The 23,876-nt window shown below is 45.5% G+C and carries 22 protein-coding genes; 10 read left to right on the plus strand and 12 right to left on the minus strand.

Features of this window, described 5'->3' with window-relative positions; genetic code table 11:
• The first annotated feature begins 30 nt into the window (after window positions 1-30).
• The 4 genes from deoC (at window position 31) to H6G03_RS13095 (ending at window position 4,774) form a co-directional block, all read left to right on the plus strand.
• Window positions 31-735 carry a deoxyribose-phosphate aldolase gene (deoC, locus tag H6G03_RS13080; RefSeq protein WP_190464812.1) on the plus strand — a complete coding sequence of 235 codons (705 nt, stop codon included), beginning with the start codon at window positions 31-33 and terminating at the stop codon, window positions 733-735.
• Between the two features lie 56 nt (window positions 736-791).
• Window positions 792-1,790, plus strand: a complete 999-nt coding sequence (gene recO, locus H6G03_RS13085) for a DNA repair protein RecO (RefSeq protein WP_190464813.1) — start codon at window positions 792-794, stop codon at window positions 1,788-1,790.
• Window positions 1,791-1,811: 21 nt separating this feature from the next.
• Window positions 1,812-3,497 (plus strand): MFS transporter, encoded by a 1,686-nt coding sequence (locus tag H6G03_RS13090; RefSeq protein WP_190464814.1) that lies wholly within the window; start codon window positions 1,812-1,814, stop codon window positions 3,495-3,497.
• 128 nt (window positions 3,498-3,625) lie between these two features.
• A complete protein-coding gene (locus H6G03_RS13095) occupies window positions 3,626-4,774 on the plus strand; it encodes a glycosyltransferase family 4 protein (RefSeq protein ID WP_190464845.1) in 1,149 nt (382 codons plus the stop codon).
• Between the two features lie 212 nt (window positions 4,775-4,986).
• On the opposite strand, the gene H6G03_RS13100 is transcribed toward H6G03_RS13095, so the two are convergent.
• The gene (locus H6G03_RS13100) at window positions 4,987-6,432 is read right to left on the minus strand and encodes an APC family permease (RefSeq protein WP_199315280.1); all 1,446 of its coding nucleotides are present in this window, start codon (window positions 6,430-6,432) and stop codon (window positions 4,987-4,989) included.
• 210 nt (window positions 6,433-6,642) lie between these two features.
• Window positions 6,643-7,338, minus strand: coding sequence for a peptidase (locus H6G03_RS13105; protein WP_242056928.1), 696 nt, complete (start codon window positions 7,336-7,338; stop codon window positions 6,643-6,645).
• 7 nt (window positions 7,339-7,345) lie between these two features.
• On the opposite strand from H6G03_RS13105, the gene H6G03_RS38800 reads away from it, so the two are divergent.
• The gene (locus H6G03_RS38800) at window positions 7,346-7,471 is read left to right on the plus strand and encodes a hypothetical protein (protein WP_255512223.1); all 126 of its coding nucleotides are present in this window, start codon (window positions 7,346-7,348) and stop codon (window positions 7,469-7,471) included.
• A gap of 89 nt (window positions 7,472-7,560) precedes the next feature.
• Here the strand turns inward: H6G03_RS38800 and secG are convergent, their stop codons facing one another.
• The 5 genes from secG to H6G03_RS13130 all read right to left on the minus strand — a co-directional run bounded on the left by secG (window position 7,561) and on the right by H6G03_RS13130 (window position 12,342).
• Entirely contained in the window at window positions 7,561-7,791 is a 231-nt protein-coding gene (gene secG, locus H6G03_RS13110; protein ID WP_190464816.1) for a preprotein translocase subunit SecG, read from the minus strand.
• Between the two features lie 105 nt (window positions 7,792-7,896).
• Window positions 7,897-9,495: a 2,3-bisphosphoglycerate-independent phosphoglycerate mutase gene (gpmI, locus tag H6G03_RS13115; protein ID WP_190464817.1), complete on the minus strand. Its 1,599-nt coding sequence runs from the start codon at window positions 9,493-9,495 to the stop codon at window positions 7,897-7,899.
• A 254-nt stretch (window positions 9,496-9,749) separates the two neighbouring features.
• A complete protein-coding gene (gene nth / locus H6G03_RS13120; protein WP_322111903.1) occupies window positions 9,750-10,397 on the minus strand; it encodes an endonuclease III in 648 nt (215 codons plus the stop codon).
• Window positions 10,394-10,609, minus strand: a complete 216-nt coding sequence (locus H6G03_RS13125) for a hypothetical protein (protein ID WP_190464818.1) — start codon at window positions 10,607-10,609, stop codon at window positions 10,394-10,396. The genes nth and H6G03_RS13125 overlap by 4 nt, the downstream gene beginning before the upstream one ends.
• A 23-nt stretch (window positions 10,610-10,632) precedes the next feature.
• The gene (locus tag H6G03_RS13130; RefSeq protein WP_190464819.1) at window positions 10,633-12,342 is read right to left on the minus strand and encodes an ABC-F family ATP-binding cassette domain-containing protein; all 1,710 of its coding nucleotides are present in this window, start codon (window positions 12,340-12,342) and stop codon (window positions 10,633-10,635) included.
• Between the two features lie 234 nt (window positions 12,343-12,576).
• On the opposite strand from H6G03_RS13130, the gene H6G03_RS13135 reads away from it, so the two are divergent.
• On the plus strand, window positions 12,577-13,530 hold the full coding sequence (locus H6G03_RS13135) for an RpnC/YadD family protein (protein WP_190464820.1): 954 nt from the start codon (window positions 12,577-12,579) through the stop codon (window positions 13,528-13,530).
• Window positions 13,531-13,604: 74 nt separating this feature from the next.
• Here H6G03_RS13135 and H6G03_RS13140 read toward each other — a convergent pair whose 3' ends face one another.
• From H6G03_RS13140 to H6G03_RS13155, 4 genes are all read right to left on the minus strand, one after another.
• Window positions 13,605-15,005 (minus strand): DUF3370 domain-containing protein, encoded by a 1,401-nt coding sequence (locus H6G03_RS13140; protein WP_190464821.1) that lies wholly within the window; start codon window positions 15,003-15,005, stop codon window positions 13,605-13,607.
• 310 nt (window positions 15,006-15,315) lie between these two features.
• Window positions 15,316-18,048, minus strand: coding sequence for a molybdopterin-dependent oxidoreductase (locus tag H6G03_RS13145; protein ID WP_190464822.1), 2,733 nt, complete (start codon window positions 18,046-18,048; stop codon window positions 15,316-15,318).
• Window positions 18,033-18,857 carry an FAD binding domain-containing protein gene (locus H6G03_RS13150; RefSeq protein ID WP_190464823.1) on the minus strand — a complete coding sequence of 275 codons (825 nt, stop codon included), beginning with the start codon at window positions 18,855-18,857 and terminating at the stop codon, window positions 18,033-18,035. Before H6G03_RS13150 ends, H6G03_RS13145 begins: the two co-directional genes overlap by 16 nt.
• Window positions 18,858-18,892: 35 nt before the next feature.
• A complete protein-coding gene (locus tag H6G03_RS13155; protein ID WP_190464824.1) occupies window positions 18,893-20,137 on the minus strand; it encodes a Zn-dependent hydrolase in 1,245 nt (414 codons plus the stop codon).
• Window positions 20,138-20,371: 234 nt separating this feature from the next.
• Here H6G03_RS13155 and H6G03_RS13160 point away from each other — a divergent pair, with 234 nt between their 5' ends.
• Window positions 20,372-20,758, plus strand: a complete 387-nt coding sequence (locus tag H6G03_RS13160; protein ID WP_190464825.1) for an allophanate hydrolase-related protein — start codon at window positions 20,372-20,374, stop codon at window positions 20,756-20,758.
• Between the two features lie 59 nt (window positions 20,759-20,817).
• On the plus strand, window positions 20,818-21,498 hold the full coding sequence (locus H6G03_RS13165; protein WP_190464826.1) for a tetratricopeptide repeat protein: 681 nt from the start codon (window positions 20,818-20,820) through the stop codon (window positions 21,496-21,498).
• Between the two features lie 62 nt (window positions 21,499-21,560).
• Here the strand turns inward: H6G03_RS13165 and puuE are convergent, their stop codons facing one another.
• Window positions 21,561-22,478, minus strand: a complete 918-nt coding sequence (puuE, locus tag H6G03_RS13170; RefSeq protein WP_190464827.1) for an allantoinase PuuE — start codon at window positions 22,476-22,478, stop codon at window positions 21,561-21,563.
• 107 nt (window positions 22,479-22,585) lie between these two features.
• Between puuE and pucL the strand changes: the two genes are divergently transcribed.
• Window positions 22,586-23,506 (plus strand): factor-independent urate hydroxylase, encoded by a 921-nt coding sequence (gene pucL / locus H6G03_RS13175; protein ID WP_190464828.1) that lies wholly within the window; start codon window positions 22,586-22,588, stop codon window positions 23,504-23,506.
• Between the two features lie 6 nt (window positions 23,507-23,512).
• Window positions 23,513-23,875 carry a hydroxyisourate hydrolase gene (gene uraH, locus H6G03_RS13180; RefSeq protein ID WP_190464829.1) on the plus strand — a complete coding sequence of 121 codons (363 nt, stop codon included), beginning with the start codon at window positions 23,513-23,515 and terminating at the stop codon, window positions 23,873-23,875.
• Window position 23,876 lies beyond the last annotated feature (1 nt).

Here is a 23,876-nt window from a genome sequence, read left to right on the forward strand (position 1 = left end):
GTTAACAATAGGTCTCACAGAGGAACAGCGATGGCGGCACACTTGCCAGACATTGATATTGCGACCTTTATCGAACACTCACTGCTCAATCCAACGGCTACCCCAAATCAAGTGCGGCAGTGGTGCGAAGAAGCAGAGCGGTTTCATTTTGCGACGGTTTGCGTCTACCCTACCTACGTGCGGTTAGCAACCGAACTTCTGCACGGCAAGACACCAAAGGTATGTACGGTCATAGGTTTTCCTGCGGGCGCGACAACTTCGGCAGTGAAACTCTACGAAGCGCAAGAAGCCGTAGAAGATGGTGCCGCAGAGTTAGATGTAGTAATCAATCTGGGGTGGTTGAAAACTGGTAAAACTAGCGAAATACATCGTGAAATAGCCGAAATTTGTGAAGAAACCGGGAAACCCGTCAAAGCTATTTTAGAAACTGCCCTGCTGACAGATGCAGAAAAACGACTGGCAGCTGAAATATGTATGGATGCGGGCGTACAGTTTTTGAAGACTAGCACGGGTTGGTACGCAGGCGCAACAGTTGCAGACGTGAAATTGTTGAGAGAAATAACGAAAGGAGGTGTTGGTATTAAGGCATCGGGAGGTATTCGCACTCATACCCAGGCGATCGAATTAATTGTGGCCGGAGCCACCCGCTTAGGCACATCTGGCGGACCCGATTTGCTCCGTCAGCGCGATAACCTGGAGAAGGAGACAGGGGATGAGGGGAAAGTTAAATATTAAACATTAAACATTCCCTTTCTATGACCCAGTGCCCCATTTCCCCAATACCCCAAGTTATGAGTCGAGTATACAAAGCTACTGGTATTAATCTCAAAAGTATGCCCTTGGGCGAATCAGACCGGCTGCTGACGATATTGACGCGGGAGTTTGGTTTGATTAGGGCAGTAGCGCCCGGTTCTCGCAAGCACAACTCAAAACTGGGTGGAAGGAGTGCGTCGTTTGTGGTGAACGAGCTGCTGATTGCCAAAGGGCGATCGCTCGATAAAATTACCCAGGCAGAAACATTAGAATCTTACCCAGGTCTGAGTCAAGATTTGGCCAAACTTTCTGCCAGCCAATACTTGGCGGAAATAATACTGTGTTGCGCTTTAAGCGAACAACCTCAAGAAGAACTTTTTAGCTTGCTAAACACACATCTGGGGCGTTTAGAAAAGTTGCCCAGCACAACTTCAAAAAACTCATATACAGTTTTAGCTCATCTCGCCCATGCGGTGTTTCATATCCTAGCCCTCTCCGGGATTGCGCCCCAGCTTCAAGCGTGTTGCCTCACCCAGCAACCCTTGATACCGGACTTCAGCGCCCCACAGTGGCGTGTCGGCTTTAGCACGACAGCTGGTGGGACGGTAAGTTTGTCAGCGCTAGCGCGTTTGCAAGCAGAAGGGCGATTGTCGGTGCGGGGACGCTTGCAGGTGTCGCGATCGCTGTACACTGCACAAGAAGCACCAGTTAGTGTCGCGGAGCGAAATGCCACCCCCTCTCAGGGAGGCATCACCACCCAAACGGCAGAAAGTCAAGGTGAAATCGTCCCGCCCTTACAAACTGACGGATCTGAGCGAGAAATGCTCACACTCAACAGCCAGCTTTCCGCCATCGAGCTGGCACTACTCCAGCACCTACCGAAGCCCCAGCTACCGTTCGTGCAAGAAAATTCATTCCATATGTATTTCTCAGACCCCAGCTGGCGATCTGTGGAACGAATTTTGCGACAGTATACGGAATATCATTTCGGACGGCAGATTCGCTCCGGTGCTTTGATGGATACCTATTTTGCTTGAGAGCCGATTTGCCCCTCACTCATGATGCAATGGTCTGATTCCGATCTGGAAACACCGATTTTGTCCGTTAGCCCCCCATCCTTAAGGGAGGCAATACCGGAATTGGGGAACGGGAAAGATATTCAGCATACCCCAGTTCTCAAATCCCAATCCCTGATGCCCGAAAACCACAACGATCGCCCAAAGGAAAGTGTATCGATGCCAACCTCGGTTACTGATGTGTCTTTGAGTGCAGATAGGCGATCGCAAAATCATCTTGAGCTTGCCGAAACTGCTGCCAAAGAAATACCCATAAACAACGGCTTCGTTCCCGCCGCCTCTAACGGTGCTGCTATCAGCCAATCTCCGCCAGAATTGACCCCAAAAACCCAGGAATCTGAGGAAAATAGCCCAGAACTCGGCTTTGTACCGGTGCTGAAAAATCGTAACTTTCTGGCACTGTGGAGCGGTCAAGTTTTTTCCCAGCTAGCAGATAAAGTTTATCTGGTGCTGATGATTGCTTTGATCGACTCCGCATTTCAGACCGAAAATCAGACCATGAGCGCTTGGGTATCGGGAATTATGATGGCCTTTACCATCCCAGCGGTGCTGTTTGGTTCTCTGGCTGGTGTATTTGTCGATCGCTGGCCCAAACGAACGGTATTGGTGGCCACAAATCTCCTGCGCGGCGGTCTGGTAATCGCTTTACCATCGCTGCTGTGGCTTTCTAAAGGTTGGCCATCTCTGGGAGGTTTACCGGCGGGATTTTGTCTGATGCTGTTGGTGACATTTTTGGTTTCTACCCTAACCCAATTTTTTGCCCCTGCGGAACAGGCTGCAATTCCATTGGTGGTGAAAGGTCGCCATTTGCTATCGGCAAATTCGCTTTATACCACCACGATGATGGCATCGGTGATTATTGGCTTTGCGGTAGGGGAACCGCTGTTAGCGATCGCAGATACCCTCACGCACAACTTCGGTGCGGCAACAGATATCGGCAAAGAATTGCTGGTGGGAGGATCTTATGCGATCGCAGGTGTGATTCTGCTGCTGCTCAAAACTGGTGAAAAAAAGGATACGCAAGCACACGAACCACCACATATTTTGGCAGACCTACGCGACGGATTTCTTTATCTCAAACAACAGCGTCGCGTCCGCGCTGCGTTGCTGCAATTAATCGTATTATTTTCTGTATTTGCCGCTCTATCTGTACTCGCAGTCAGTGTAGCCGGACAAATCCCGCAAATGAAAGCCTCCCAGTTTGGCTTTTTGATGGCGGCTGGAGGCGTCGGGATGGGCATCGGTGCCGCTGTTTTAGGTCACTGGGGGCAGCGTTTTTCCAGTACCGGGCTGAGTTTGTGCGGTTCTGCGGGTGTGGCTGTCTCTTTGATCGGTATGTCCATATTTACACGGAATTTGTGGATGGTGCTGCTGTTGGTAACGCTGATGGGTGCTTTTGGCTCTTTGGTGGCTGTGCCGATGCAAACCGCGATCCAAAAAGAAACTCCTCCAGAAATGCGCGGTAAAGTGTTTGGCCTACAAAATAATGCCATTAATATTGCTCTGAGTTTGCCTTTGGCGCTGGCTGGTGTGGCAGAGACTTTCTTGGGTTTGCAGACTGTTTTTCTAGTTTTAGCTGCGGCTACGATCGCAGGAGGGCTATTTACCTGGTATATTTGCCGTACTAGCTCTCACACATTAACAAAAGCTGACAAACCGAGTTATTAATGGTCGGCTGATTGTTTGTTGTTCCCAGTTTGTTGTCGGCAACGATAAACGATGAATAACGAACATAAACCTTAGCCATTAGCTCGATCTCCTTTAGCCTTTAGCCCTTAGCCTTTAGCCTATAAATGCTGCACATCGCTTGGCTTGGAAAAAAAACACCCTTTTGCGGCAATGTCACCTACAGTCGGGAAATTACCAACGCTTTGCTAGACAAGGGACACCGGGTTAGCTTTCTCCATTTTGCCCAAGAACAACCCGATGCCGTCAACTGGCCAGAGTGTTCGGAAGTTTCTCTGCCTTTTCTTTACAAATCTCAGGTTTATACGATTCCCACACTGAAGTCTAGCAAGGTTTTGATGGACTCTCTGCGGGAGCTCAAACCAAACTTGGTTCACGCCTCTCTGACTCTATCTCCCCTAGATTTCGTACTTCCGGAAATTTGCGAGCAGCTCGATATCCCTTTAGTGGCTACGTTCCACACTCCCTACGCTCGCAAAGGTGCAAAAATTAAGTCGGGAACGCAATATCTGGCTTACCAGCTCTACGCTCCTTTCCTGGCTAATTACGATCGCACGATCGTCTTTTCGGAAATGCAGCGCGAGTTACTGGTTAAAATGGCTGTACCCGCCCCACAAGTAGCCGTAATTCCCAACGGGGTTGATGTCCAAAAATATTCCCCCGGCCCTTCTCAGCTCAAGTCTGAGTTTGATGCAGAACGCATCTTTGTTTATCAAGGTCGAATTGCCCCCGAAAAAAATGTGGAAGCCTTACTCAAGGCTTGGGTACAAGCAAAAATGGGGCCGGATTGCAAGTTACTCATTGTCGGAGATGGGCCTTTACGGCCTGCTTTAGAGCCTTTTTACGATTCCGAATACGGTATCCTTTGGTTGGGATTCGTCGCCGATGAGCAACGTCGCATCGAAATCCTGCGCGGTGCGGATGTTTTTATACTGCCTTCTTTGGCAGAGGGACTTTCCCTATCTCTCCTGGAAGCAATGGCTTGCGGAGTCGCTTGTATGGCTACGGATGTCGGCGCAGATGGTGAAGTTTTGGAAGAAGGATGCGGTGTAGTTCTCAATCCCCAGCGGGTGAGGTCGGAGTTGCAAACTCTGTTACCTTTGCTGAGAGACCATCCAGACTTTACAGTTCGGTTGGGACAAAAAGCAAGAGCGAGAGTTTTAGAGCGCTATACTCTTAGCCGCAATATCGCCCAATTGGAAAAACTTTACGAACAGGTGTTGCAACAGAGGAGATTTCAGTTCAGCCGTCGTGCTTAATTAGAAAAAATGGTGGGAAGGGTAAGATTATGATTAGACATTTCCTCCAAAACAATCTCAAAGGGCAGACAGGATGCCTAACCCACAAGAATTTTTGGAGATGTCTATTAGCGATCGCTTAATTTATACTCAGGAAAGCTGAGGTGCGATTTTAGGGATCGTTCATAAAAATTTTGATTCTAGACTCTTCTTACCCTAAACCCTCTCAAAACTCAAATCTTTTTCATTTCGCTAAATTTGGCGTGAATTTTTTCCAGTTCATCTTCCATGTTTTCAATAACTTCTGGAGAATGGAGGCGCAGCATTAAGAACCACGCGCCACCAACGCAAAGGTACATCAAGAACAAGTAAGGGAAAACGTTAAATGGGAAGGGTGGTGCGGGGTATAGGCTACCCACGATCGGGATCAGCATGAAGAGAACTGCTAAAACTGCGATCGCAATATCGAGTATATTCAATACTCTCTGTCTGTAAAGATAAACAGGTGCAGCAATTGCGATCGAAATGTACGCGGTTAAAAATCCATAGGTAGCCAGAGTTCCCATGTATGTAATAATATCCAATATTGACAGACTAAACAACGACATGGATGCGGGTACAATAAACAAAATAATAGATAACATGGTGATGGCAATGTGAGGCGTTTTGTTGCTTTTGTGCGCTAAACCCATCGCATCATGAAATATGCCGTGTCTAGCCATTGTAAACAGAATTCTCGATCCCGCATTGATGCAAGCGATAACGCAGCTGAAGAAAGTTACTAGCGCTCCAATTGTAATTAGCAAACCTAAAAATCCTACCCCTGCTATATTAGCTACATCGTTGATGGGGGAATCGCTTTTGTCTAAAGGCGTACTGTAACCGCTAAAAGCTAGCACTTCAGTGTAGGCAAGTAAAGTAAAGAATAAGCCGGAAAGTATGGGTGTTAAAACCACAGCAGCGGGAATAAATTTGAGCGGATTTTTGGCTTCATCTCCAAGGGCTGTTGCACTTTCAAAGCCTGTATAACTGAAAATGGCCAGTATAAGTCCAAGTATTAATTCATCTGGCTTTGTATCTTTGAGGTAAAGTTGTGACATATCGATCGCAAAGCCATGTTTGAATAAAACTATAGCTGCTATAAGCAATAGCAAACTGACAGAAAAAGCTTCCAGTCCCAGCATTAATTTAGTTGATAATTGGATATCTTTGTACGCAAGATACCAGCCAAAGCCAGTACAAATTGCCAACAAAAATATAGGAGATAATTCGATGCCGATTAAGCTTAGCAAGACATTGGCAAAGTTGCTGAATGCAGCTACAACAGCCATCCCGGCAAATAGATAAGCTAGCAAAAGACTCCATCCAGAAATCACTCCCATCGTTGAACCAAGGCCCATACTAATGTAGGCGTAAAGCGAACCTGGAGATGCAGAACGACGAGCGAACTGGCTAATATTAAGGCCGACCAATACTACACCAATCATCGCGATCGCAAAAGTTAACCAAGTTCCGTTTCCGGCGTTGGCAAACACTAATCCTACAGATATTGTAGGCGCTGCGGTTGGTGCAACGTTGGCAAATGACTGAGATATTATTTCCGGGAAAGAGAGACATTCAGCTCGCAAACCGGAAAAATTCTGGTTTGTTTCATCGGGCATTGGTGAATTTTCAGTCATATTTAACTGTAGGGTGTGTTAGGCACGGGTGAAAAATTAAGTATTGCAACTAATAATTAAATTGCGCTGCCTAACGCACCATCTCCCAAATTGGTAACACAAATAATAGACATCTCCTCCAAAAGAATCTCAAAGGCAGGCAGGATGCCTACCCCACAAGAATTTTTGCAGATGTCTAATGAACATTTTACCTGCTCGACCCGAAAGAACCTAACTTTCTGGCAAAGACCATCCTATACGAGTGGGCTGTTCGTAAATGCGTTTGAGGGTGTTGATATCTCTGGATGAAATAGGGGCTGGATGGCGTACCTGTGCAAAGTAGAGGGAATCCGTTTCTAAAGGACTGTGACCCCAAATACCGAGTGCGTGACCGAGTTCGTGGCGGGCGCTGGGTAAAATGTAATCGGGGGCTTGGTTGGGACTAATTTGAATATTAAATCTTTGTGATAAAACTGTGGCAGAATTTGGGAATTTGCGAAGATAAAATTCGTAGAGAGTTTCGGCGGAACGAACGCGAGGCAATTCAAAGCGACCTGTGCTGGGGTTTAAGGTGGCTCTGAGGGGAGGACGCGATCGCCAAATTTTGATATCCGCTCGATCTGGCGAGTTGACTACTTCCAAAGGCAAGTAAACGCTCCATTCCTGTACTGCTTGCAAAACTGCCTCTATCCATTTTGGCGATCGCTCGCTGTTGGTTGCAGCCGATTCCTCTTGCTTCTGGACGTAAACCTTGACGGGCAATTGCGACCAAACTAAATAACCCATTTCCGTTGGCTTTACTTCCGAGAAGTAGTCACCGCTTTTGGTTGTGTCCTGCCACTGCGCCAGCGTTGCTGGGAGAGGATGTGCCTGGAGAGGCGGTAATTTTGCCTCCGCAGGCATTGCTGCTAAGCGATCGACTGCCATAATTAAGATGGCAGTGCAGATTGCTAGTGCGATCGTTAAGTTGCGCGGCATTTTTGTGCTGGAAGTTTATCCGAAAAATCTGTTTGACGGAATTTTAACCGCTTGTCTGCACGAATCATGGATTGAAATTTAACCACAGATGAAAACAGATAAACACAGATGAACACAGATGTGAGCGCAAATTTTTTTCACTACCGATGTCACCGGACATGATATGAGTTATCAGGATAACAAGTTGGCACTCAAAAGCACGGTTAAACCCATAAAAATCACGGTTAAACCCCAGGTAACGCGGTTTAGAGTTGTTTCTGCACTCTTGGTGCTGCTAAACAATTGCGCTTGACCTCCAATAGCCCCTATGCCATCTCCTTTGGGACTATGCAGCAGCACTAGAACGGTCAGACCTAAAGCAGACAGTGCCCAGATAATTTCTACAATTTTGATAACGGTCATTTGGATTTTGGATTTTGGATTTTGGATTTTGGATTGGGATTGCAAATTTGGAATTGGGTATTGTTTCTTGTGCCCAATTCCATCTGGCCAATCCCTATTAGTAAATTATAGAGAAACTCGCATCGGTGTCCGATTCGCTTTGACTTGCAATTCTGTGGGCTCTATCATGGAACGGCCTGTCATCTCCGCTGGCTGAGGCAGCTTTAAAATTTCCAGGATGGTGGGGGCCACATCTGCTAAACGACCATCGCTTCGCAGCTGTACGTCTGTACCGTGTCCGGGAATTTTTACACCTTCGCCTTCGACGAGGATAAAGGGAACTGGGTTAGTTGTGTGTGCAGTCCAGGGGTTACCTTGTTCATCCCACATATACTCGGCGTTACCGTGATCGGCGATAATAATTGCGGTGCCACCGGCTTTGTTGATGCTTTCTAAGAGGCGACCCAAACATCGGTCTACGGTTTCCAGGGCTGTAATGGTGGCTTCCCATATACCCGTGTGTCCCACCATGTCTGGGTTGGCGTAGTTGATGGCTATGAATGAGTAAATGCGTTTTTCGATCGCCTTTGTCGCCACATCTGTGACTGCTTCGGCGGACATTAAAGGTGCGCGATCGTAGGTTGCTACCATCGGACTTTGTACCAGTTCTCTGTCTTCCCCCTCAAATGGTTCTTCTAGACCACCGTTGAAGAAGTAGGTAACGTGAGCGTATTTTTCCGTTTCGGCAGTACGCAATTGCTTTAAACCGTGTCTGGCAATCACTTCTCCCAGCAAGTTGCTCAAATTCTGGGGCTCGAAAGCTACCAGTACCGGTAAATCTGGGTCGTACTGAGTAAAAGTGAGAAAAGTGAGGGGACGAATTTGCTCTCTGGGAAAACCGTTGAATTCGGGATTGACAAAAGCGCTGCTTAATTCTCTGGCGCGATCGGGACGGAAGTTGAAGAATATTATACCATCTCCCGGCTCTACGGCTCCGGGGGCTATTCTGATGGGGATGACGAATTCATCGGTTACGCCTTCTTCATAGCAGGCTTGCAATACTTCGACGGCAGAACTCGCAACGCCCGCACCATCTTGGGTCATCACTTCGTAGGCTTTTTGAACTCTATCCCAACGACGGTCTCTATCCATCGCGTAGTAGCGACCGCTGATGGTGACGATGCGGCCTACACCAATTCGGTCTATATAATCTTGAATTTTTTGTATCGCTTCTACACCCTCTTTTGGGCTGGTATCGCGACCGTCAGTGATGGCATGGATGCAAACATTGGCAATTTCTTGTGCTTTTGCCAAATCCAGCAATCCCAGCAGATGACTTAAATGGGAATGCACGCCGCCTTCCGAACACAATCCAACTAAGTGCAGCTTACCACCGCTGTTTTTGACTTCCTGACAAATTTTTACTAAGGCTGGATTGTTGAGCAAGCTGCCATCTTCTACGGCATCTGTGATGCGAACTAACTCTTGGGGTACGACCCGCCCTGCCCCTATATTCAGATGCCCCACTTCAGAGTTGCCCATTTGCCCTTCTGGCAAACCTACTGCTTTTCCTGATGTGCGTAGCAGGGTATGGGGATAGGCTGCCCACAGGCTATCCATCACGGGTGTATTTGCAGCGGCGATGGCGTTGCCGTCGGTTTCTTCACGGTAACCCCAGCCATCTAGGATTATTAGCACTACGGGCGAAACAGGCGCTTGGGCCATACTCGATCGCTCTTTGTATCGGATACATCCGAAATGATATCACCGACTTACGGGAAGATTGCTCAACTTTATGGAGAGTTTTGCAACTTCGCATCTTGGTTGAGAATCTCCTAATTCGCTGAAAATGCTTGTTTTTACAGACATTTTCTATTTGTTCTCTTTGATCCCCGATCGAAAATTAGCTTGTCTGGTGGTAAATTGAGAATTTTCTTAACATTTATTTACATTTTCTTGTGTTTGTTAACAAGGTATTTTTAGCTGCTTTGAGGGGAACTTGGGCATAAATCGGCGACAACGCAGCGATCGCACGTTGGTTTTTTGGCATTGCAGATCGATCGTCCATGATATGTCAGAAAAACAAAACAATTCCCCCATTCTGACTGGGGCAGTAACTGCATCAAGTCTTTCTCAATTTTGTCGATGTCGGTTTGTTTGCTCAATCCCAGCCGATCGCTCAGTCGTTTGACGTGGGTATCAACGGTTACACCCACATCGATTCCGTAGGCGTAATGCAGCACCATCGTAGCGGTTTTGCGACCCACACCTGGTAACATTACTAACTCGTCTATGTTTTGCGGTACTTGACCGTCAAACCGCTCTACGAGAATGCGGCAGGTGGCTTGTACGTTTTTGGCTTTGCTGCTGTACATACTCAGAGGCCGCAGTATTGTTTCTAACTCAGTGTAGTCGGATTGAGCGATCGCAGCTGCATCGGGGAAGCGGGGAAAAAGTTGAGCGGTGACTCGATTGACGCGATCGTCTGTGCATTGTGCCGCCATAATAACAGCTAGCAGCAGTTGCAAAGGCGTTTCGTAGTTGAGAGGACAGGGAGAATTGGAATAGAGGGGTTTGAGACGATTGAGAATTTCTACAGCGCGTTGTTCCTGAGTTAAGGCGGTCACGGGAATTTCCTCGTTTCGGATGAATTTAGTTTAGGTTCTCGCGTTTTTGTGGTAATAGTAGCTGCAATTAATCCCGATGGGTTCGGTTTTTGCCTGTTTTGGTAAAGCCAAACTACCAGACCCGAAACAGACTCAATTCTAAGACCGACTGGGAAAGCAGCTACCTTTTGCTGAATTTCATTGTTACCTACATATTTGTACAGTTCGATCATTTTTTTACTGCACAATAGGCTGCTTATTTGCGTTTGGCAGATGCTTTTTTGGCTGCTTCTTTCGCCGCTTTTTCAGCTTTTTTGGCGGCTTTTTCGGCTGCGATCGCAGCTAATCTCGCCTGTTCTTTTTCCTCCTCAATTTTATCCAAATAGTAGTGATAATCGCCCAAATAAACCCGAAATTCGCCATCGCGGATTTCCACAATTTTGTTAGCGACTTGGGATATAAAGTAGCGATCGTGCGAAACTATAATTGCCGTCCCGTCGTAGTTTTGCAGTGCTTCTTCCAGCATTTCTTTCGCTGGGATATCGAGGTGGTTTGTCGGCTCATCTAATATTAGTAAATTTGCCGGACGCAGCAGCATTTTCGCTAAAGCCAAACGCGCTTTTTCTCCACCGCTTAAAGCACCTACTTGTTTGAATACCGTATCGCCGCTAAACAAGAAACGACCTAACAGCGTGCGAACTTCTTCGTTTTTCCAATCTGGTACTTCGTCGTGGATGGTATCCATGACAGTTTTAGTCAGATCTAAAGCTTCTGCCTGATTTTGTTCAAAGTAACCGGGGATAACATTGTGTGCGCCTAATTGCACTTTACCTTCAGTGGGTTTTTCCATACCCATAATCAGACGCAGCAAAGTCGATTTACCAGCACCGTTAGGGCCGAGAAATGCGATGCGATCGCCTCTTTCAATCAGCAATTCCGCACCCAAAAACAATATTTTATCATCATACGTATGCACCAAATCTTTAATTTCGACAACTTCGCGACCGCTGCGAGGTGCTGGTGGAAAGCGGAAATGCAGAGTTCTTAAAGAACCTTCCGGTGCTTCAATCTTCTCGATTTTCTCTAATTGTTTCTCGCGGCTTTTGGCTTGGGTACTGCGAGTAGCGCTGGCGCGGAAACGGTCAACGAAAGCTTGTTGTTTTTCCAGTTCCTTTTGCTGACGTTCGTAGGCGGCTAATTGCGCTTCTTTCGCTTCCGCTTTTTGGAGCAAATATGCGGAATAGTTACCTAAATATGTAGAAGAAACGCCGCGTTCTGTTTCGACAATTTGAGTGCAAAGGCGATCGAGAAACTCCCGGTCGTGGGAGACAATTACCATCGGCGTGATTAAACCTTTCAGGTAAGTTTCCAACCATTCGATCGTTTCCAAATCGAGGTGGTTGGTAGGTTCGTCCAGCAGCAACAAATCCGGTTTTTGCAGGATAATTTTACCCAAACTCATCCGCATTTGCCAGCCACCGCTAAAAGCGCTGACAAGACGATCGCCATCTCCTTGCTCAAATCCCAGTTCTGGCAATATCTTATCAATTTGCGATTCCAAACCGTAACCGTCCAAAGCTTCAAATTGCCGCTGCAACTTATCCATTTTGCGGAGAAGTTTGTCTAACTCTTCTGGGGTCGCGGTTTCCAGATCGCGATGTACCAGCGCCAGTTCTTCATGTACTTTGTTCGCTTCCACAAAAGCACGCCAAAATTCTTCTTTGACGGTGCGGGTGGGGTCAACTTCAAATTCTTGGGTGAGATAAGCAATGTGCAAACTGGCGGGACGGATGATTTCGCCTGCGGTGGGTTCGATTTCGCCTGCGATAATTTTGAGTTGGGTAGATTTACCCGCACCGTTGACGCCGACTAAGCCGATGCGATCTCCTGGCTTGACTTCCCAGTTGACATCTTTGAGGACTTCGCCGGTGGGGTATATTTTACTGATATGTTCGAGTCGCAGCATTCGGAGTCTCCAAGGAAGTAGCAGGGGAAGTTTAGCGCCAGACAAGGTTTGGGCGCATCCAGTCAATCGTAACAAAATTTAATGCAGGTTGAAACGGGGTGAAAAACCCGAAGGTGCGTTACGAGATCGCGCTTCGCACCCTACGCACTTATGAATGAAATTTTTCTGTAGGTTGGGTTGAGTGAAGCAAAATCGAACTAATCTAAAATCCAAAATCCAAAATCCTTTCATCGAATGACCGAACAACGCACGGATTACGATAGTCCTTGGAAAGAAGTTATCGAAGCATATTTTCCGCAATTCTTGGAATTCTTTTTTCCTCTAGCTTATGATGCGATCGACTGGACGCGACCTTACGAATTTCTGGACAACGAACTGCAACAGCTGGAACCAGATGCAGAAATTGGCAAGTGTCTGGTGGACAAGGTGGCAAAGGTTTGGTTGCTGGATGGCGAGGAAGTTTGGGTATTAGTCCACGTAGAAGTCCAAGGACGCTATGATATCGAATTTGCCAAGCGGATGTACACTTACAATTATCGCTTGTTCGATCGCCACGAAAAACGAGTCATCAGCTTGGCAGTTTTGGCGGACGATCGGGAAAATTGGCGACCTGACCGCTACGGTTATGAGTTGGCGGGGTGTCGCGTCAGCTTGGAGTTTCCCATCGCCAAACTTTTGGACTACGAAGCGCAATGGGAAACCTTAGAACAAACTACCAATCCCTTTGGGATGGTGGTGATGGCCCATTTGCGGACAAAGGCGACACCACAAAACCCAGAGAGTCGTTTACAGTGGAAATTAAACCTAGTCAGACGGTTGTACGATCGCGGATACAGTCGCGAAGATGTTGTGCAATTGTTTCGATTTATTGACTGGATCATGGTTTTGCCACAAGAGTTGGCGTCTAGTTTTAAACAAGTAGCGAGAAGTTACGAGGAGGCTAGTAGAATGCGGTACGTCACCAGTATCGAACGGCTGGCGAAAGAAGAAGGAATTGTTGAAACTTCCAGAGAGAATGCGATCGAAATCCTGGAAACCCGATTTGGATATGTGCCAAGTTCGATAGTCGAGGCGATTAATGGCATAGATCGGGTGTCTGTGCTGAAAAGGCTGTTGAAGATTGCGATCGTAATTGGTTCTTTGGCTGAATTTCAGAAAGTGTTAGACGAGATGCCGTCTGCGGAATAAGTTAATCGGGATATGGCAATGCCATATCCCGATTTGGCATATAATTCCCAAACAGATAGATGCGATCGCAAATATTATGGCAAAGTTTTCACCGTGACTACCTGCGGTGGCGTAGCGTCGGGAGGATAGAGAAAATCAACAGTTACTTGGCGAACTTGGTTGGGGGGTATGTTTAAAGTAACTAAAGGTTCTCCTAGCTGACCTTGACGCTGCACTAAATGATAGAATTTATCTTGGTTTATTCCCGCATCGTCAATGTAATTAACCCGCACTGTACCGCGAAAGAAAACTTGTCCTTGGGGTGGTTCGACGAAGAAAAGGCGATCGCGACTGTTTTCTTGTTTGAAAGGTGTTTGCATCGATAAAATAACTGTTTTGGCAGTATTGCTATTGTTAAACAAAGGTAGGGTGAGGTGATAGCGCACCGCGTAATTTCCATGCGCGGCTAAAGCTGTATCTGGATAGCCTACCGCCATTTGTGCGCTTTGTACTTGCCTGGTGCCAAGAGTAATATAATTAACGGTACTGATGGGATAAGAAAAAGCATTTCCCGGTGTGGGAATGGTGAGATTTTTTTCTCCTTGTCGATCGGTAATGCGAGTATTCCATTCGGAACCGATCGAAACTCCCGCTACTCTCCCAAAAACTTTTTCTAAATCTTCACTATCTTGTTTTTCTGGATCGATGGGCGGTCGATCGCGCGGTTCTGCCAATCTGCCGGAAATTAACAGGTTTTGCCATTCTTCTAGGGTTGGTTCCCGATAAGTTGGAGGTGGAAATAAATAATTTTCGGTATCGAATACGTTTATATCTTCCAGACTAATTTCGATTGGATTGGGAATCGCATACATGGCTAAATTTGCCATATAAACTGGGGCGCTACTTTGCAAGCGCATGAAGACGGTGCGACCGCTCGATCGCAGAATGGGTAAACTAAATAGCATCTGGGTTTGTTGCGGTGGAATTATCAGCTTGGAAGGAAAATTTGGCTGGTTTTTGCCGCGCAAAATCTCTCCCATGACCCGCGATCCTGGCCCAGAAAATACGCTGCCAATGGGATCTTCTACGATTGTTGGTAAATCGATAAATGGCGCATCTGGGTTGTTAGCATAACTGACAGCTTGCAGAACTTCGATCGTCACGGGTTCCGAGTTCGGATTGTAAACGAGTAAACCTTGATACATGGAACGTCGGTCTGCGGACGATCGCGCAATGTGATGGGAAAATAAATCGAAGCGCCCCACCAAAGGTTTGTTCAGGTGTGCTTGGGGGAATGCTTTGCCATCAGTAGGAAAAGTGGAAAGCAAAATTCCCTCTGTCTGTACTACTTCCGGGCTATTGCTGTTGAAAACCAAAACCCGATCGAGTTGTCCCGGTAGAGGACGAATTTCGCTGGTTTGGGTAACGAAACGGCGATCGACAATTGCTGGTTCGGGAATTTGAGCTACTGGGAGAGATGGTAAAAAGAAGAACATGGGCAAATGAGGAAAGCCGACTTTTAATACTATATAACAATTTGTAACTTAAGCTAGAGAAATGGTATCAAGAAATCTTATCGATAAAATCGAATATAGTTGATGGTTTATTTATGGTGTTTGGAAAGTAGCATATGGGGAAATTAAAATATTTTTGGTAAAGAGGATATACAAGCGATCTCGCTATTATTTAGCGATCGGCTTATCGTACTCTGCGTGCGTACCAATCCAAAACCATAATATCCCCTTCTCAACTTCTAAACCCCAGCTGATTAGTATATGAGAAACAGTAATTTATTCTTATAAAAAATTACAAACTACTACCTACCAAATGCCTCCAAACTCTTTCGGGTGTCATCGGTAATTGGGTTAATCTAACACCAGTAGCATGAGCAACGGCATTGGCGATCGCAGGTGCAGTACAATTAGTACAAATTTCGCCTATTCCTTTTGCACCAAATGGGCCGTAAGGGTCGGCTTTTTCTACTAAGAAAACTTGCATTAGCGGTATGTCTTGTGCTGTGGGAAGTTGATAGGTTCTCAATCTGGGATTAAGCGTGTTTCCTTGTGCGTCAATTCGTAATTCTTCCGATAAAGCATAACCCAATCCCATCACCATACCACCGATAGCTTGACTTTCACAAATTCTGGGATTGATTGCTTTGCCGATATCGATCGCTTGTACGCAACGCAGAACTTTAATATGTCCTGTTTCCGTATCTACTTCTACTTCCACACCTTGCACGGCGAAGGTCATAGAAGATTTATCAGCCGCATATTCTAATTCTACTTCTAAAGATTCCTGTTGGGCTATTTCTTGCAGAGAAATTTCTGCGTTTGAGGATTGCACTGTGTTAGCGGTTAGAATTAATTCTTCTGTTTGAAAATTCAAAATATTAGCAGCAAATTCTAAGATGCGATCGCGTAATCTTTGAGCAGCTAAATTTACAGCTTGACCGGAAATATAAGTAGTTGCGGAAGCATAAGAACCCGCATCGTAAGGTGTGGTTTTGGTATCTCCCGCGATGATTTCTATATCGGCAATGGCAACCCCTAGCACTTGCGCGGCAATTTGTCTTAATGTAGTATCGGAACCCGTACCGACATCGATCGAGCCAGTTTTGAGCAAATATTTTCCATTCTCTTTTAAAGATAGTTTGACGCCAGCAGTATGAATTTTAGCTAAACCGCTTGCTTGCATTCCCACTGCGAATCCAAAACCGCGCCGCAGATGACCGTTTGCGATTGGTTGCACTCCCGGAATATAGCCAAGTGCTTGCGTGACTTTCTCGAAACATTCAGGAATAGCATAACTGCCAATTACATGGAAATGGTCATCACCTCTAGTTCCTAAACTGAGGATATCTTCAGAATTGATAATATTTTTGAGTCGCAGTTCTATTGGATCGATATTTAGTCGTTCGGCAATTTCATCTAATTGCGATTCTACTACAAAGCTGCCTTGGGTTGCACCGTAACCGCGAAATGCTCCGGCTGGCATTGTGTTAGTATAAACCGCATAACCGATAAATTTTTGATTGGCGCAACGATACAAACCGAGAGGGAAACAACCTGTGAGATAAACTACTGTGGTAGCGTGATTTCCGTAAGCGCCAGTGTTGGAAATTGCGGTCATATCTTGAGCTACGATCGTACCATCTTTCTTGATTCCAGTTTTCAGGCGAATTTTCATTGCGTGGCGGCTATTGGTAGCCGTAAATTCTTCGTGGCGGGTGAATTCCCATTGCACGGGACGACCTGTTTTCAGAGTGGTAAAGGCACAAAGGTCTTCACTTAAAATTTCTTGTTTGTTGCCAAATCCGCCGCCGATTTTAGTTTTGAATACTCTGATTTTATCTTTGGGGAAATCGAATAGTTTGGATAGTAACGTTTGGCAATGAAAAGGTACTTGCGTGCTGGAACGAATGACTAAATTGCTATCTTCGTCTAGCCAACTAATGCTGATGTGCGGTTCTAAATGAACGTGCTGAACTGCTGGCACATTGTAGGTATTTTCGACGATTAAATCGGCGGTGGCGAAACCTTGTTCTATGTTACCTTTTTCGAGGATAACTTTTCCGGCAATGTTGCGATCGCGTTCCGGTATCTGATACGATTCTGGTTCATCGTGAATTACCACATCCGGTCGATTCATCGCTTCTTCTGGGTCGATGATATGTGGTAAAATCTCATAATCAACTTCAATCAAATCACAAGCTTTTGCTGCAATAGCGACAGATTCGGCAACGATAGCAGCAACGCGATCGCCTACAAATCTTACCTTATTATCTAATAAGTAATGGTCGAGAGGATCTGGTTGCGGTTCGGCGTGTCCCGCCGTGGTGTAGGGAATTCTCGGTACATCTTCGTGAGTAAAAATAGCATGAACTCCTGGGAGTGCTTTCGCTTTGTCGGTGCGAATTTGGCGGATGCGTGCGTGCGGATGAGGAGAACGCAATACCTTTAAATGCAATAATCCAGCCGGGGTATAATCTGGTGTATAAACTGGTTTTCCCGTGACAATTTCTATGCCATCTTGTTTGGGAATGCTTTCACCCACGGAATTTTGGATTTCGGATTTCGGATTTTGGATTAAATCTGCTTTGTTTCCCAGCAAAATACTTTCAACTATAGCTTGATAACCACTACAACGACAGATATTTCCTCGCAAAGCAGAACGCAATTCTGTTTCGGTTTTGCAGTTGATTTTTTCCGCAGTCATTATCGCGCCAGGAGTGCAGAAACCACACTGAAAACCTTGCTTTTGTAGAAACGCTGACTGCATGGAAGACAACTGTCCATCTTTTGCCAAACCTTCGATTGTGGTGACAGATTTTCCTTCAATTCGCATCGCTGGATAAATGCAGCTATGAATCGGTTTGTCATCTACCCAAACAGTGCAAGCGCCGCAATCTCCGGTTTCGCAAACGCGATGCACTCCATACCAACCGAGATGGCGCAATAAACTTAAAAGCGTCGTTCCGGGTACGGTAGTTTCGTTATAGGTTTGTCCGTTAACTTGAAATGTTATGAATTCTGACATAGTATTTCGGCGAGCGATCGCTGCATTAAAATTTGAGTTAAGTGTTGGCGATAAGCTGCACTAGCTTTGTCATCTTCGATAAATTCTGACGGGGGAATTTGAGATAACAAAGCTTCGGCAATTTCTCCAGATGTGGGGATATGGGAAAACTCTATCAGCCGTGGTGACCAAATGCAAGCACCCAAGCCAAATCGCACTTGGGATGTTTTTGGGTGATAGGCTGTTGCGACAATTGAAAGCGCATAAGCAGTCGCAGTAACGCCGATGCGTTTAAAGTTAACCAGCCATTCTAAATTAGATTGAGGAATCCAAATTTTTCGCAAAACTTCTCCTGGTTGTAGGACTGTTTTTTGTGCGCCAGTTTGGAATTCTAAAGCGGAAATTTGATAAGGTTGGTAAGTGCGATCGAATATTTCATAACTTGCTCCCAATGCTACCATCACTGGGGCAAAATTACTGACAGGTAAAGCCAGACAAATATTGCCTCCTACCGTCGCCACGTTCGTTACTTTAAAAGATGCCAAATGGTTAACTGCGCTTTGCAATGCTTTTATTCCCGTCCAAGTTTCCGGGTAGGAAAAATGCAATAATTTTTCCATTTTGCAGGTAGCGCCAATTGCCAAACCTTCTGGGGTGACTTCAATTTCTCGCCAGTTTAATTGCTCTAAATCTACCAAGGTTTTGAGATGCAGTTGCGGTTCGGAGAAAAGCCACGTCCCACCAGCCAGCCAAGCCCATCCAGGTTGCCAGTTGGTGACTGCTTGTAAATCTTTAGGACGTAAGTAGGTTTCGATGTAATGCAGATCCATCTAGTTATCTAACTTTAGCGGATATAGTAATTAATTTAAACAGGATACAGTTGGTCTAATTGTATCAAACTTTGCAGCAAAACGTTAGCTCCTTGGCTGCATTGCTCTGCTGAAGTATATTCTGATTCCGAGTGACTGATTCCGGCGACGCTAGGCACGAAAATCATCCCCATATCGGTGAATTTACCAATTTCTTGGGCATCGTGACCGGCGCGGCTGGGGAGATGGTGATAACTTAATTGTAATTGACGGCAAGATTGTGCGATCGCATCTTTTATTTCCGTTTTGGCTAAGGTTGGTTCCACCCGCAAAGTCGGCTGCATGGAAATTTTCGTTTGCGTGTTGGCTGCAATTACTGATATTTGCTTTTGCAAGTTTATGGCTAGATTATATATATTATATAGATAGATATCGCGAACATCTAGGCTCATTTCTACTTTGGCTGGAATGATATTGGCAGCATTCGGCCAAACGTTAAAAGCGCCCACAGTTGCTACCATATCTCCCTGGCTATTTATCGCTAAATTATTCACAGTTAAAACAACTTGACAAGCCGCAACTAACGCATCCTTTCTCATCTCCATTGGCGTAGTTCCGGCATGATTAGCCTTACCAGTAATGGCGATATTGAATCGATTTTGTCCGACAATTCCCGACACTATACCTATTTGTTTAGCCACAGTTTCTAGCACGACCCCTTGTTCGACGTGCAACTCTAAGTAAGCAGCTATTTCAGATTTACTGCGCTGCGCTGTGCTAAGCTTATCCCAGTTACCACCAATGCGTTCTAAACAAGCTTGAATTGAGGTGCCATCATCGCGGCGATAATATTCCGGATTGCTGACAATATTACCGGACATAGCTTTACTGCCAAGCATCGTGCTTTCTTCATCTGTAAATACAATTACTTCCAGCGGATGGATTAATTTGATATTGTTTTCTTTGAAAACTCGCACAACTTCAATTCCTGCCAAAACACCCAGCGTTCCATCATATATTCCCCCTGATGGAACGGTGTCTATGTGGGAACCTGTTGCCAAAACTGGTGCTTTTTCCACTTGTCCGGGATAAGTGCCAATCATGTTACCAGCCGCATCAATTCGCACGTTCATCCCTGCTTCTGTCATCCATCTTTTCACTAATTCGCGGGCTTGCAAATCTTCTGGGCTGTAAGCAATGCGGCGCACTCCTCCATCGGGTAGTTTCCCGATTTCTGCCAAACGAGAGATGCTGTTGTTTAGCCGTTCTTGATTTACGTAGATAACAGAATTTACCGTCATAGCTAAAACTGGTAATTGATTATAAAATTTTAACGCAGAGTTACGGGCAAGGTATGGAAGCCTTTGGAAATTATGATGCAAATGTTCAATCTGAACATTTTTAGGTAAACGGCATCATCAAGATGTCGGTCATACGAAAATTTTAATTATGCCGTGTCCTTACAGGATATTAGACCCGAAATCACCAAAAAAATGATATTAATTATAGAAAGCGAAAGAAAGGATGAAAGTTAAATGGAATCAAAACTGTTCTTTATTTGCGGTTCGGCGCTGCGGGGTCAACCCGATCACCAAAATTTGCAATCTGCCAAGTTTATCAAGGAAGCAGTTACGTTGCCAAAATACCGGATGCACGCTGTAGAAAAAGATTGGCATCCCGGTGTTTATGAGGTGGAAGAAGGAGGCATTGCTATTGCAGGTGAAGTGTACGAATTGACGGCGGAACAATACGATTATTTACTTTCTACAGAACCACCTAACTTGTATGCAGGAAAGGTAGTTTTGTCTGATGGGGAAGAAGTTACTGCTATGCTGTACCCGCGAGAGTTAGCGGAACAATATCAATGGCCTGATGTTTCTAATTTTGGTGGGTGGGCAGCTTATAAAAAATCAAAACAGTAGTTGCTGAGGTGGGAACTTAATTGTCTTTGCATAAGACATTATTGGTGTAGCTCAATATTATGCCAATGCTCGTGCGATCGCCAATTAAAATCCTCGCCTTCATTCCTCTCCTAATTTCTGTTCAACTCCCTTTGCTCTGCAATTTTTCAGCCTCATCTTTGGCAAGCCAAGTCGAGGCTGAAACAGGACGCGATCGCCAAGCAGAAGCAGATAGATTGCAACAACAAGGTTTTGCACAAGCACAAAAAAACCGCCAATACGAGGCAGCTTTAAACTCTTGGCAAAAAGCGCTCACAATCTATCGAGAAATCAAAAACCGTCTCGGCGAGGCGCAAGCTTTGGGAAATATTGGATATGCTTATTTTCTGCTCGAAGAGCGGGAAAAAGCAATTCAATACCTTCAGCAGAATTTAGCGATCGCACGTCAAATTAAACACCGCCAAGAAGAAGCGGACGCTTTAGGAAATATTGGAACTGTTTACTATTCGCTGGGAGATTATCGCAAAGCAATTGATTACTACAACCAAAGTTTAGCCATCCAAAGGGAAGTGAAAAACCGCCAAGGTGAAGCGATTTGTTTGCAAAATTTGGTGACAGCTTATCGTTATCTCGGTGAATACGATAAAGCGACTGAATACGAACAACAAATTTTGGCGATCGCCAACACTCAAGCAGAGGCGAATTCAACAACGCGCCTCTGGCAACAATTCAAAATAGTAGAAAGATACCCCAACCTTTAGCCCAATCTTATAATTGTAGGTTGGGTTGAGCGATAGGGAAACCCAACCCTGTACGATCGCAATTATTTTGGCTGGTATGGATGATTTTTAATCCAATGTTCCGCAATATCAATCCGGCGACAAATCCAAACTTTTTCGTGCTTTTGCACATAGTCTAAAAATCGCGCCAGTGCAGCCGTTCGTCCCGGTCGTCCCGCCAGCCTGGTATGCAATCCCACAGACATCATCTTCGGTGCTACTTCGCCTTCTTTATAAAGCACATCGAAAGCATCCTTGAGATAAGTAAAAAAGTCATCGCCGCTATTAAATCCGGGCGCAACCGAAAATTTCATATCATTATTATCGAGAGTGTAAGGTATCACGAGATGGGGTTTTCCTTCCACTTCCACCCAATAAGGCAAATCATCATTGTACGCATCTGAATCGTAAAGAAAACCACCTTCTTCTACGATTAAATTGCGCGTATTTAAACTCGGTGCGTAACGACAATACCACCCCAACGGACGGCTACCAGTGGTTTTTTCCAGCGATTTAATCGCACGCTGAATATGTTCCCGTTCCTCCTCTTCACTTAATAAGTGATAGCCGATCCAGCGCCAACCGTGACAGCAGATATCGTATCCAGCCCCAACAATAGCGTCTGCCGCTTCTGGATTGCGCTCCAAGGCCAATGCAGCACCAAAAACGGTAATTTTGATGTCGCGTTCTGCAAACAGCCGCATCAACCGCCAAAACCCCGATCGACTGCCATATTCGTACACCGATTCCACGATTAAATCCCGATTTCCTGGCCCCATCGACGCGCCGGGAACTTCCCACAAATAAGTTTCCGAGTGGTTATCGCCATCCGGGATAGAATATTCCGAACCTTCCTCATAATTCATGACGATTTGTAAAGCGATTCGGGCATCTCCCGGCCATTTTGGGTGCGGTGGATTCGCACCGTAACCGACCATATCGCGGGGGTAAACTGTAGTCATGGCAACTTCCTCTTTTTGTGATTTTTGTTACAGTTGTTTGGTACAATCTTTTGGGATTTTAAAGAGCGAGGCTTTTTAATATTATCAATCCAAAATCTCAAATCGATATGAACTACGAAATCAGCTACGGTAAAGAAGAAGTTACGGTTTATCGCACTTACGGTAAACCGATGTTGGGATTGACAAAAATACCTGAGTCGGCGTTTGCTGGCAAAGAAAATATTCTGTTTGCTGTCGATGTTGGCGTGGAGGTATTTGGCAATAATTTTCTGCTAGCTTACACGGAGGGGGATAATCGAAATGTGGTCGCTACGGATACGATGAAAAACTTTGTTTTGCAAAATGCGATCGCATACAATGATTCTACCCTAGAAGGTTTCCTCTATTTTCTCGGTCAGCAATTTTTGGCAACTTATCCCCAAATGTCTTCCCTGCGGATAACGGGAAAGGAACAACCGTTTATAGCGGCATCAGTTCCGCAAGATGGTAGTTTTGTAGATAGCAATGTTTTGTTTAGTAGGCTGCATGACGATAGTGCGATCGCAACTCTTTATATTGACCGAGATGACGATAACATAAAAATAGTATCTCACGAATGCGGACGAGTGGGATTGCAGTTAATTAAGATTACCGGAAGTTCCTTTGCCAGTTTCGATCGCGACAACTATACCACATTACCCGAACGGATCGATCGCCCCCTATTCATCTATCTGGATGTCTTCTGGAAATACACCGATGCGGGGAATGCAATCAACCCCGACTTATCCCAATACATCGCACCCGAACAAGTGCGCGATTTGGTGCAAGTTGTCTTCCATGAATTTGTCAGCAAATCGATTCAGCATCTCATCCACGAAATGGGAACTAGATTGTTAAATCGTTTCCCCCAAATGACAGAAGTTTCCTTCACCGCCCAAAATCGTCTTTGGGATAGCGCATTTGTTTCTGAAGATAACGAAAAAATCAAATCTTATTGCGATCCGCGTCCTCCCTACGGAATGATTAAATTAAAACTAACCAGAGACTAATCAAGAATGCCAGGTAAACTCACCACCCACGTACTCGACACAGCGCAAGGTATTCCCGCTGCAAATATGGAAATAGAATTGTGGTTTCTTACCCCGCAGAATGATGGTAGAAAGTTACTTAAAATAGTGCATACAAATCAAGATGGACGTATTGATGCACCATTACTTTCTGAGGGTGAATTAGAGGTGGGTGTTTACGAGTTGATATTTGATGTGGGAAAATACTTTACCGCACAGTCAATTAAAACGCCTCAACCACATTTTCTCGATCGCGTTCCGGTGCGTTTTGGGATTGCGGATATTCACGCGCATTATCACGTACCTTTGTTGGTGTCGCCTTGGTCGTATAGTACTTATCGCGGGAGTTAAT

It is taken from the genome of Aerosakkonema funiforme FACHB-1375 (assembly GCF_014696265.1).
Taxonomy (GTDB): Bacteria; Cyanobacteriota; Cyanobacteriia; order Cyanobacteriales; family Aerosakkonemataceae; genus Aerosakkonema; species Aerosakkonema funiforme_A.

Excerpts from the sequence above, each read along its gene's own strand:
- deoC (WP_190464812.1), top strand. The coding sequence starts at position 31 with ATGGCGGCACACTTGCCAGACATTGATATTGCGACCTTTATCGAACAC.
- recO (WP_190464813.1), top strand. The coding sequence starts at position 792 with ATGAGTCGAGTATACAAAGCTACTGGTATTAATCTCAAAAGTATGCCC.
- H6G03_RS13090 (WP_190464814.1), top strand. The coding sequence starts at position 1,812 with ATGATGCAATGGTCTGATTCCGATCTGGAAACACCGATTTTGTCCGTT.
- H6G03_RS13100 (WP_199315280.1), bottom strand. The coding sequence starts at position 6,432 with ATGACTGAAAATTCACCAATGCCCGATGAAACAAACCAGAATTTTTCC.
- H6G03_RS13105 (WP_242056928.1), bottom strand. The coding sequence starts at position 7,338 with ATGGCAGTCGATCGCTTAGCAGCAATGCCTGCGGAGGCAAAATTACCG.
- H6G03_RS38800 (WP_255512223.1), top strand. The coding sequence starts at position 7,346 with ATGGCAGTGCAGATTGCTAGTGCGATCGTTAAGTTGCGCGGCATTTTT.
- secG (WP_190464816.1), bottom strand. The coding sequence starts at position 7,791 with ATGACCGTTATCAAAATTGTAGAAATTATCTGGGCACTGTCTGCTTTA.
- gpmI (WP_190464817.1), bottom strand. The coding sequence starts at position 9,495 with ATGGCCCAAGCGCCTGTTTCGCCCGTAGTGCTAATAATCCTAGATGGC.
- H6G03_RS13125 (WP_190464818.1), bottom strand. The coding sequence starts at position 10,609 with ATGATCGAACTGTACAAATATGTAGGTAACAATGAAATTCAGCAAAAG.
- H6G03_RS13130 (WP_190464819.1), bottom strand. The coding sequence starts at position 12,342 with ATGCTGCGACTCGAACATATCAGTAAAATATACCCCACCGGCGAAGTC.
- H6G03_RS13135 (WP_190464820.1), top strand. The coding sequence starts at position 12,577 with ATGACCGAACAACGCACGGATTACGATAGTCCTTGGAAAGAAGTTATC.
- H6G03_RS13140 (WP_190464821.1), bottom strand. The coding sequence starts at position 15,005 with ATGTTCTTCTTTTTACCATCTCTCCCAGTAGCTCAAATTCCCGAACCA.
- H6G03_RS13145 (WP_190464822.1), bottom strand. The coding sequence starts at position 18,048 with ATGTCAGAATTCATAACATTTCAAGTTAACGGACAAACCTATAACGAA.
- H6G03_RS13150 (WP_190464823.1), bottom strand. The coding sequence starts at position 18,857 with ATGGATCTGCATTACATCGAAACCTACTTACGTCCTAAAGATTTACAA.
- H6G03_RS13155 (WP_190464824.1), bottom strand. The coding sequence starts at position 20,137 with ATGACGGTAAATTCTGTTATCTACGTAAATCAAGAACGGCTAAACAAC.
- H6G03_RS13160 (WP_190464825.1), top strand. The coding sequence starts at position 20,372 with ATGGAATCAAAACTGTTCTTTATTTGCGGTTCGGCGCTGCGGGGTCAA.
- H6G03_RS13165 (WP_190464826.1), top strand. The coding sequence starts at position 20,818 with ATGCCAATGCTCGTGCGATCGCCAATTAAAATCCTCGCCTTCATTCCT.
- puuE (WP_190464827.1), bottom strand. The coding sequence starts at position 22,478 with ATGACTACAGTTTACCCCCGCGATATGGTCGGTTACGGTGCGAATCCA.
- pucL (WP_190464828.1), top strand. The coding sequence starts at position 22,586 with ATGAACTACGAAATCAGCTACGGTAAAGAAGAAGTTACGGTTTATCGC.
- uraH (WP_190464829.1), top strand. The coding sequence starts at position 23,513 with ATGCCAGGTAAACTCACCACCCACGTACTCGACACAGCGCAAGGTATT.